This window comes from Kitasatospora sp. NPDC053308, assembly GCF_055585785.1.
Genome location: NZ_JBVJJY010000017.1, coordinates 118,596 through 124,252, shown reverse-complemented (window position 1 = coordinate 124,252; position 5,657 = coordinate 118,596). Strand labels below are relative to the sequence as shown.

General features: G+C 73.2%; 6 protein-coding genes and 5 tRNA genes. 4 read left to right on the top strand and 7 right to left on the bottom strand.

What is annotated here, in order from left to right:
* From ACZ6Y7_RS30030 to ACZ6Y7_RS30010, 5 genes are all read right to left on the bottom strand, one after another.
* Positions 1–70: transfer RNA gene (locus ACZ6Y7_RS30030), tRNA-Val, on the bottom strand.
* 41 nt (positions 71–111) lie between these two features.
* Positions 112–183: transfer RNA gene (locus ACZ6Y7_RS30025), tRNA-Val, on the bottom strand.
* Between the two features lie 41 nt (positions 184–224).
* A tRNA-Val gene (locus ACZ6Y7_RS30020) sits at positions 225–296 on the bottom strand.
* 34 nt (positions 297–330) lie between these two features.
* A tRNA-Cys gene (locus tag ACZ6Y7_RS30015) sits at positions 331–404 on the bottom strand.
* 40 nt (positions 405–444) lie between these two features.
* Positions 445–517: transfer RNA gene (locus ACZ6Y7_RS30010), tRNA-Gly, on the bottom strand.
* A gap of 346 nt (positions 518–863) precedes the next feature.
* On the opposite strand from ACZ6Y7_RS30010, the gene ACZ6Y7_RS30005 reads away from it, so the two are divergent.
* The 3 genes from ACZ6Y7_RS30005 to ACZ6Y7_RS29995 all read left to right on the top strand — a co-directional run bounded on the left by ACZ6Y7_RS30005 (position 864) and on the right by ACZ6Y7_RS29995 (position 3,705).
* A complete protein-coding gene (locus ACZ6Y7_RS30005) occupies positions 864–1,925 on the top strand; it encodes a chorismate-binding protein (RefSeq protein WP_465761081.1) in 1,062 nt (353 codons plus the stop codon).
* Positions 1,926–1,950: 25 nt separating this feature from the next.
* Complete coding sequence (locus ACZ6Y7_RS30000; protein ID WP_465761080.1) at positions 1,951–2,781, top strand: aminotransferase class IV; 831 nt, start codon at positions 1,951–1,953, stop codon at positions 2,779–2,781.
* A 78-nt stretch (positions 2,782–2,859) separates the two neighbouring features.
* Positions 2,860–3,705 carry a GNAT family N-acetyltransferase gene (locus ACZ6Y7_RS29995; protein WP_465761079.1) on the top strand — a complete coding sequence of 282 codons (846 nt, stop codon included), beginning with the start codon at positions 2,860–2,862 and terminating at the stop codon, positions 3,703–3,705.
* A 7-nt stretch (positions 3,706–3,712) separates the two neighbouring features.
* Here ACZ6Y7_RS29995 and ACZ6Y7_RS29990 read toward each other — a convergent pair whose 3' ends face one another.
* Positions 3,713–4,213 (bottom strand): DsbA family protein, encoded by a 501-nt coding sequence (locus ACZ6Y7_RS29990; RefSeq protein WP_465761078.1) that lies wholly within the window; start codon positions 4,211–4,213, stop codon positions 3,713–3,715.
* A 113-nt stretch (positions 4,214–4,326) separates the two neighbouring features.
* On the opposite strand from ACZ6Y7_RS29990, the gene ACZ6Y7_RS29985 reads away from it, so the two are divergent.
* Positions 4,327–4,785 carry a hypothetical protein gene (locus ACZ6Y7_RS29985; RefSeq protein ID WP_465761077.1) on the top strand — a complete coding sequence of 153 codons (459 nt, stop codon included), beginning with the start codon at positions 4,327–4,329 and terminating at the stop codon, positions 4,783–4,785.
* 13 nt (positions 4,786–4,798) lie between these two features.
* Here ACZ6Y7_RS29985 and ACZ6Y7_RS29980 read toward each other — a convergent pair whose 3' ends face one another.
* Positions 4,799–5,368, bottom strand: a complete 570-nt coding sequence (locus ACZ6Y7_RS29980; protein ID WP_465761076.1) for a CGNR zinc finger domain-containing protein — start codon at positions 5,366–5,368, stop codon at positions 4,799–4,801.
* Positions 5,369–5,657 lie beyond the last annotated feature (289 nt).

Here is a 5,657-nt window from a genome sequence, read left to right as displayed (position 1 = left end):
CGCGATACTGGGATTGAACCAGTGACCCCTACCGTGTCAAGGTAGTGCTCTCCCGCTGAGCTAATCGCGCCTGGTGTGGCGGTCCTGCAGCAGACCTCGAAAGGTCCGACGTGCGCGATACTGGGATTGAACCAGTGACCCCTACCGTGTCAAGGTAGTGCTCTCCCGCTGAGCTAATCGCGCCTGGTGTGGCGGTCCTGCAGCAGACCCCGAAGGGTCCGACGTGCGCGATACTGGGATTGAACCAGTGACCCCTACCGTGTCAAGGTAGTGCTCTCCCGCTGAGCTAATCGCGCGGGGAGGTCTCCCGGCGGAACCGGGTGATCCTCTTGGAGGTGGAGACGGGATTTGAACCCGTGTACACGGCTTTGCAGGCCGTTGCCTCGCCTCTCGGCCACTCCACCAGGCAACACACGAAGAACGATCTTACACTGTTCTCCATCGAGCGGACGACGAGATTCGAACTCGCGACCCTCACCTTGGCAAGGTGATGCTCTACCAACTGAGCCACGTCCGCCTGTCTCCCGGGGGCTTCACCGTTTTTCCCGGCTGCGCTCCCTGGCGACGTGTTGAACTCTAGCGGATTCCCGGGCCAGCTAAAAATCCGTTCCCGCAGCGTGCCGAGGGGATGCCCGCCGACCGCCCTCCCGTAAGTGTGCGTGGACGGCCACCGGCCGCCACCTGCGACGGTTCCGGACGATCATCCGCAGGCCACCCGACGCACACCCCCGCGACGCCCGGGCCTGCGCGCGCGGGGCCGCGCCCCGGCTCATGCGCCCCGTCGCGCGCACGCTCATCAGGGCCGCCTCCGCGCCCCCGACCTACACTTCAGGCACCGCCGCCCAGCACCGCGCAGGAGAACCGTGTCCGGCCACCCCGACCCCCGCACCCCGCTCGCCCGCTTCGGTGGCCGCCTGGCCACCGGCCTGCGCGACGTCACCTCGGACCCGGCCGCCCTCGACTCCTCCGGCTACTGGGCCGTCGCCTACGACTTCGAGGGCCGACTGACCTGCGCCCGCTTCGACGAGCTCCGCCCCGCCCCCGCCCCGCCCTCGGGCGCCGGCTGGCGCGGCCCGGACGCCGGTAGCTGGCACAGCTCCCTGGACCGCGCCGCCTACACCGCGGGCGTACGCCGCATCCGCGAGCACATAGCCGCCGGCGAGGTCTACCAGGCCAACCTCTGCCGCGTGCTGTCCGCGCCGCTGCCCGATCCGCACCTCAGCGACATCGATGCCCTCACCGGCCTGCTCGCCCACGGCAACCCCGCCCCCTACGCGGGCACCATCCGGCTGCCCGAGCACGGCGTCGAGATCGCCACCGCCTCGCCCGAGCTCTACCTGCGCCGCAACGGCCGCACCGTCTCCTCCGGACCGATCAAGGGCACCGGCCGCACCGAGGACGACCTCCTCGACAAGGACCACGCCGAGAACGTGATGATCGTGGACCTCGTCCGCAACGACCTCGGCCGCGTCTGCGACACCGGCAGCGTCACCGTCCCCGACCTCTGCGCCGTCGAGAAGCACCCCGGCCTGGTGCACCTGGTCTCCACCGTGCAGGGCACCCTGCGCGCGGACGCCGGCTGGCCCGAGCTCCTCGCCGCCACCTTCCCGCCCGGTTCCGTCACCGGCGCCCCCAAGTCCAGCGCCCTGCGGATCATCGAGGCCCTGGAGACCGCCCCGCGCGGCCCGTACTGCGGAGCCGTCGGCTGGGTCGACGCCGACCGCGGCGAGGGCGAACTCGCCGTCGGCATCCGCACCTTCTGGCTCGACCGGACCGACCCCGGCGCGCCCGTCCTGCGCTTCGGCACCGGCGCCGGCATCACCTGGGGCTCCGACCCCGACCGCGAGTGGGCGGAAACCGAACTGAAGGCCGCCCGTCTGGTCGCGATAGCGTCGGGCAGCGAACCCGACCCGACCGGGGCGTGAACCCCGTGTCCTAGGAGCAGCCCCGATGCACACGAGCACCACGAGCTGGGTCAACGGCACCCTCGTCGACTCCGCCGACGCCGCGGTCTCCGTCCTCGACCACGGCCTCACCACCGGCGACGGCGTCTTCGAGACCCTGAAGGCCGTCGACGGCCGCGCCTTCGCGGTCACCCGGCACCTCGACCGACTCACCCGCTCCGCCCGCGGCCTGGGCCTGCCCGACCCCGACCACGACCTGGTCCGCGAGGCCTGCACCCGGGTCCTCGCCGCCAACCCCGCGCCGCTCGGACGGCTGCGGGTGACCTACACCGGCGGCCAGGCCCCGCTCGGCTCCGAGCGCGGCACCACCGGCCCCACCCTCGTGGTCGCCTTCGGCGCCATCGACCGCCGCCCCGACGAGACCGCCGTCGCCGTCGTCCCCTGGCGCCGCAACGAGCACAGCGCCGTCGCCGGCCTCAAGACGACCTCGTACGCGGAGAACGTCGTCGCCCTGGCCGCCGCCCACCGCGTCGGCGCCTCCGAGGCCCTGTTCGCCAACACCGCGGGCCGGCTCTGCGAGGGCACCGGCTCCAACGTCTTCGTGGTCATCGGCGGGCGCCTGCTGACCCCCGTCCTCTCCTCCGGCTGCCTGGCCGGCATCACCCGGCAGCTCGTCGTCGACTGGTGCGGGGCGGAGGAGGCCGACCTCCCGCTCGACGCCCTCCGGGACGCCGAGGAGGTCTTCCTGACCTCCACCACCCGCGACGTCCAGGCCGTCACCCGCGTCGACGACCGCGAGCTGCCCGGCATCGGCCCGGTCACCGCCAAGGCCATGACCGTCTTCGCCGAGCGCAGCGGCGACGACCTCGACCCCTGATCCTCGCTCCCGGGCCACGGAACCGGCCGGGTGTTCAGCCCGTGGATAACCTCCCGAGCAAGGGGAAGGGACCACCACATGACCACCACGCTGCGCCCCGAGGGCCCGGAGACACCCACCGCGGCCGGCGGCCGCACCAGACGCTGGCGGATCCTGACGAACGGTCACCCGGTCGGCGCGCTGCGCACCACTGCCACTGCCTACGGCGGCCAACTCTGGGGCGGGATATCCGAGTTGGAGGTGACGGAAGGGCGCGGCCGGGGTCGCGGCACCTTCGGCGCGCTGGCCGCGGAGGAGGTGCTGCGCACCTGGGGCTGCGTCCGGGTGGACGTGAAGATCCCGGGGTCGGCGCCGGTCGCCCGCGCCCTCGCCGCCACCCTCGGCTACACCGAGCGGATGCGGACGATGACGAAACGGCTCGCCGACGCCCCCGCCCTGCCCGCCGGCCTGGTGGTGCGGCCGGTCGCCGCCGACGCGCTCCAGCCCTGGCTCGACCGGGGCGCGGAGCGCTTCGCCCGCTCGCTCGTGGCCTCCGGTCTCACCGAGGAGCAGGCGCGCGCCAAGTCGGGCGGCGGCCCGCAGGACCTGCTCCCGCAGGGCGTCGACACCCCGGGTGTGGTCCTCAGCGGCCTGTACGGCGCGGACGGCGGCCCGGAGCCGTACGGCACCCTCTGGGTGGCCCTGCACCTGCGCGACCTGCCGGACGGCGAGCCGCTCGCCTGGGTGATGGTGGTCGAGGTGTCCCCGGCCCACCGGGGCCGGGGACACGGTCGAACCCTGATGCTGCTCGCCGAGCAGGAGTGCCTCGCCGCAGGGGTGCACACCCTCGGCCTCAACGTCTTCCCCGACAACGCGGTCGCCGTCCGGCTCTACGAGTCGCTCGGCTACCGCGTCATCGAACGCCTCTACGGCAAGGCGCTCTGACGTGCCGTCAGGAAGCCCGCGCGGCCTCGATGACGTCCGCGATCCGCTCCCGCAGGCCGTCCTGGCTCTGCCCGCCGTCGAGGCGCTTGCCGCCGATCACGTACGTCGGCGTACCCGTGACGCCGATCGCCTTCCCCTCGGCCTGGTCGGCGTCGACGGTCAGCATGTGCCGACCGTCGATCAGCGCGGTGTCGACCTCCTCGACGTCCGCCCCGACCTCGCGGGCGACCTCCAGCAGCACCTGCTGACCGCGGGCGTCCAGGTCCTCGACCCGGGCCAGCAGCGCCTCGACGAACGGCCAGCCGCGCCCCTGGGCGAACGCCTCCTCGGCAGCCTCCGCGGCGGCGTAGGCGTGCTTGTGCTTCGCCAGCGGGAAGTGCCGCAGCTCCACGGTCAGGGCATCGCCGTACTGCGCGCGCAGCGCCCGCACGTCGGTCAGCGCGGTACGGCAGTCCGGGCACTGGAGGTCGCACCAGAACTCAAGGCGGGGGAGGGAACCATCGATCATTCCCCCAGTGTTCCACTAGTGGGCGCCCGCTCCGGCCGGCGGTGCGCCCCCCCAGGGCGGACCGAGAGGGAGGCACCGATGACCAGGACGACCGGACGCGACGAGGTGGCCCCGTGCTGAGTGCGGCGATCAGCTTCCTCCTCACGGCGGGCGGGGTGGCCGTCGCGGGCCTGCGCGCCTACCGGCGGCGCTTCCTGTCGGCGACCCGCTGGTTCGCCGTGGCCCTGCTGCCCGCCGGGCTCTACCTGACCGGACTGTTCCCGCTGGCGAGCACCATCGGCCGGGCGTTCGCCGACTGGGCGGCCAAGCTGGTCTTCGACCCCCGGGTGTGGACCGGCATCGCGCTGCTCGGCGTCTCCGCGGCCCTGCTGGTCACCACCCGCTGGGTGGGCCGTCGCGGTACCGCCGTGGAGAGCGCGCCGGAGCGCCCGGCCGCCGCGGGCCCGGCGCCCGAGCGCCCGGCCGTGGCGCCGGCCCCCAAGGCCGCGAAGAAGCCAGCCGGGGGCAAGCGCGACGACGGCCTCGGCGACTTCGCCGACATCGAGGAGATCCTCCGCAAACGCGGGATCTGACGCGCCGCGGCGCTCAGACGGAGGGGACGGCCTCCGCCGAGCGCTGCCGCGCCCGGTAGGCGGCGACGTGCAGGCGGTTGCCGCAGGTGCGGCTGTCGCAGTAGCGCCGCGAACGGTTCCGGGAGAGGTCGACGAAGACCCGCGCGCAGTCCGGCGCCTCGCACCGGCGCAGCCGCTCCCGCTCGCCCGCCATGAGGATGAAGGCCAGCGCCATGCCCAGCTCGGCCGCCAGGTGGTCACCGAGCGCGGCGTGCGGCGCGAAGTAGTGGATGTGCCAGTCGTGGTCGTCGTGGTTGGTGAGTCGGGGCGTCGTCCCGGCGGCCGCGACGATCGCGTTGACCAGCTCGGCCGCCTCTGCGGTGGATTCCGTCGCGAACACCTCGCGCAGCCGGGTGCGCAGCTCGTGCACCCGCCGCAGGTCGTCCTCGGTCAGCGAGTCGATCTCGCTGATCTCCTGGCGGACCACGAAGGCGTCGAGCGAGGCGATGTCCGGCAGTCGCTCGGCGCCGCACACCTCGGGTGCGGTGTTGAGCAGCTCCACGAGGATGCTCAGCGCGCACTCGGTGTCATGGGTGATCAGCACGTTGGGGGCTCCTCGCGCAGGGGGACTCCGATTCCCCGCGTCCACGGTTACCCCAGACCATACCGGGCCTTGTGCCCCAGGGGCGGCCCGTTGTTTCGAAGGCGTGTACGGATCCCGTCAGAGCATCCGAAACCGGGCGCTCCTCATCGCGCCGACCGTGGCGGCGGGCCCCGGAACGACGACGACGCCCGGCAGCGGGGGGAGGCCCCCATGGGTGTGGGGGGCCCCACTTTCCCGTGCACGTGGTTTTTTCGGGGGCATACAGGGTTGCGGGGCCCCCCCCCCGGGG